Here is a 2796-nt window from a genome sequence, read left to right on the forward strand (position 1 = left end):
CGGTGACCCATGCCCAGTGAGCGAACAGCCCGGGTTCGTTGGCGATGACCCGTTCCCACCAGGCTTGGAGCCTTTTCTTGCTGCGGAGCCGTTTGTATTTCTTGCGGGCCCAGCGCATCAGGTAGGCGTTGATGCGTTGCAGGAGGCGGTACATCTGGGACTTGTTGAAATGGCCCCAGTAGTTCATCCAGCCCCGCACGTAGGGGTTGATCCCTGCGGCGAGGTCGGTCAAGGTGCGTCCGGTACGCAGGTGCATCCGCCAGCGGCGGATCTCCCTGCCTTTCCGGGTCTGCTGGTCACGGCTCATGGAAGGTCCGAACGAGGTGAACATTTTCCCCGTCCGCCGGTTGACCGCGGGCAGCGGCCGAAACGTGTACCCCAGGAAATCAAACATGACCGCCGGATGGCGGCCGCGCCGATTCGAGTCCTTGCAGTACACGATTCTCGTCTTGGTCGGGTTGAGTCGCAGCCCGACCTCGGCCATCCGTCGCCCGATCGCGGCCCTCAGGATGTCTGCCTGACGCCACGATTCGCAGTGCACGACCGCGTCGTCCACGTAGCGCTCGAACAGGACGTCGGGGAACTCCCGGGCCATCCAGGCATCGAGCGCGTAGTGGAGGAAGAGGTTCGTCAACACGGGTGAGCGCGGACCCCTGGGGGGTTCCACGGTCCGGTTCGACCAGTGTTCCGTCCGGCTGCCGGGTCGGCGCCGCAAGCCAGCGCCGCACGTACAGCAGAATCCACTTCTGGTCGGTGTTCGCCTCCACCGCTTTGACGATAAGATCGTGCGGGACGCTGTCGAAGAACTTCTCCACGTCCAGGTCAAGGACCCAGTCGTGTTTCCAGCAGCGGACCCGGCACTTGGCCACCGCGTCGATTGCCGACCGGCCCACCCGGTATCCATCCGAGTCCACGTGGAAGATTTCTTCCGCGCGTTTCTCCAGACGCCTGGCGACCACGGTCTGCGCGATCCTGTCCGCGATGGTGGGCACCCCAAGCATGCGGATGCCCCGACCTCCGTCTTTGGGTATCGGCACGGCCCGCACCGGACTCGGGAAGTACGACCCTGAGCTCATCCGATTCCAGATCTGGTACAGCTGGTCCTTCAGATCCTTCTCGAACTCCGTCAGAGATACTCCGTCCACGCCCGGCGCACCCTTGTTGGCTCTGACCTTCTGGTAGGCCTCCCACACTTCCCACTTCGAGATCTCAAACGGTTTCTCGCTTCGCTGTGGCCTGTCCACCCGATCCCTCCCGGGAGATATCCCGGTTGCCCGAACGAACTAACCTGGACGACCCGGCCCCTTCACTCCATTCCGATTACCGGAACTTCAACGCTAATATGGGCCGGTCCGACTGCACGCCCCGCGACGCTACTCGACGTCTCACGGTTTCTGCCGCTTGACGGCATCGCTTTCACCCCGGGCATCCGGGGCAGTGTCGGGGCATGCCCTCCCACGTTCCGCATGGATGCCGCAGACCGGGCTCGTGCCGCCATTCACACCGGGCACCGCCTGGCCAGTAGACGGGTGTCCGCCAGACTCATCCCAGGACGCACTCTATGCCCTGGTTTCGATGCCAACTGCTAGTTTCGATGCTTCAACAGCGGAGAGCTGAGCTCACCTTCCCGATCCCCAGCTGACGCATCACGTGCGCCTTTTCCTCAACGCTCACCACGACAGTCTTCAGCTAACGCAGCTTGAGGTGCTTTGGAACCTCCCCCCGCAGGGCGGTTCCGGAGGGCCACAAATCCTCCATCTCCCATGCAGTTACACGCCTTCACGGAAATAGCCGGCCTACCTTAGGCGGCTATCCCACTCGACGTTCGTGGTACACAGAGCACGTGCGCTTTTCCCATGACTTCCAGCGCTGCTTTCGTCCGCGCTAGTTCGGCGGCGAGCCGTTCGTTCTCCCGCCGTAGCCGCTCGTTGTCGGTGTCCGTCTCGGTCGCCGCGGGCCGGCCGGCGGGCTTTCCCGCGAGACCGTCGTGAGCCCCCTGCTCCTGCGCCTCGCGCCATTTCTGGATGTGGGAGTGGTACAGGCCTTCCCGGCGGAGCAGTGCGCCTCGTTCACCGGCACCGGTCAGGCCGTCGTACTCGTTCAGGATTCTTTTCTTGTAGGCCGCGGTGAAGGTCCGGCGCTTCGGCCGGTCCGACCGCGGTCCGCCTCGGGAGGGGCTCACCCCGCCATCCTCCTGCTTCGAGGAGGCCATGTCTGCCATGGTCAACGTCACTGGTCTTGAAGATCCCGTCTCGCCCTGCGCTACAGAGGTCTCAAAGATCCTTCTGTCTCACGGAAGTCTGACAGACAGGGCTCACGCAGGATCGGTACGACCTCGTCGACGAGGGCGTCGACACCGTCCTCGTACACATCGGGAGCGAGCCAGAAGCCATCGGCCGCTTCCGCTTCGAACCATTCCTGCATGTGGTCGGCGTGCACCTTCCCGGGGCCGACCGTCACGGGGTGGTAGTCGATGACCCCGTGAGCGAGGACGTCGCGCGGCGACCATCCCTCCCGGGCGACTCGCAAGGCGATCGCGGACCGAGGGTCCATCGGCGATGCGTGCGCGACCGCCAGCTGCTCGGAGGAGAGAGGCCTGTCGATGTGCCGGGGCTGGATCTGGACGCCGATCATGGCGCTCAGATGCGGCAGCCGCGCCTCGATGAGGTCGCCCGCGATCGCGATGCGGCGGTCAAGCCCCTCACGGACCGTGGGAGCGACGGTCGTCATGAGCCCGACGATGAACTTGATCTCGTCGGGGTCGCGCCCGCCTCGTGCGCGGCGTTCCGAGCGCGT

General features: G+C 64.6%; 1 protein-coding gene and 2 pseudogenes. All 3 read right to left on the minus strand.

The annotated features are described in order from the left end of the window. A pseudogene (gene ltrA / locus FREUN1FDRAFT_RS48450) lies at nucleotides 1–1244 on the minus strand (group II intron reverse transcriptase/maturase); the annotation flags it as partial. 557 nt (nucleotides 1245–1801) lie between these two features. Next, on the minus strand, nucleotides 1802–2182 hold the full coding sequence (locus FREUN1FDRAFT_RS45685) for a transposase (RefSeq protein WP_006545907.1): 381 nt from the start codon (nucleotides 2180–2182) through the stop codon (nucleotides 1802–1804). Nucleotides 2183–2262: 80 nt separating this feature from the next. Next, nucleotides 2263–2796, minus strand: a pseudogene (locus FREUN1FDRAFT_RS38710) (nitrilotriacetate monooxygenase); the annotation flags it as partial.

It is taken from the genome of Parafrankia sp. EUN1f (assembly GCF_000177675.1).
GTDB lineage: Bacteria > Actinomycetota > Actinomycetes > Frankiales > Frankiaceae > Parafrankia.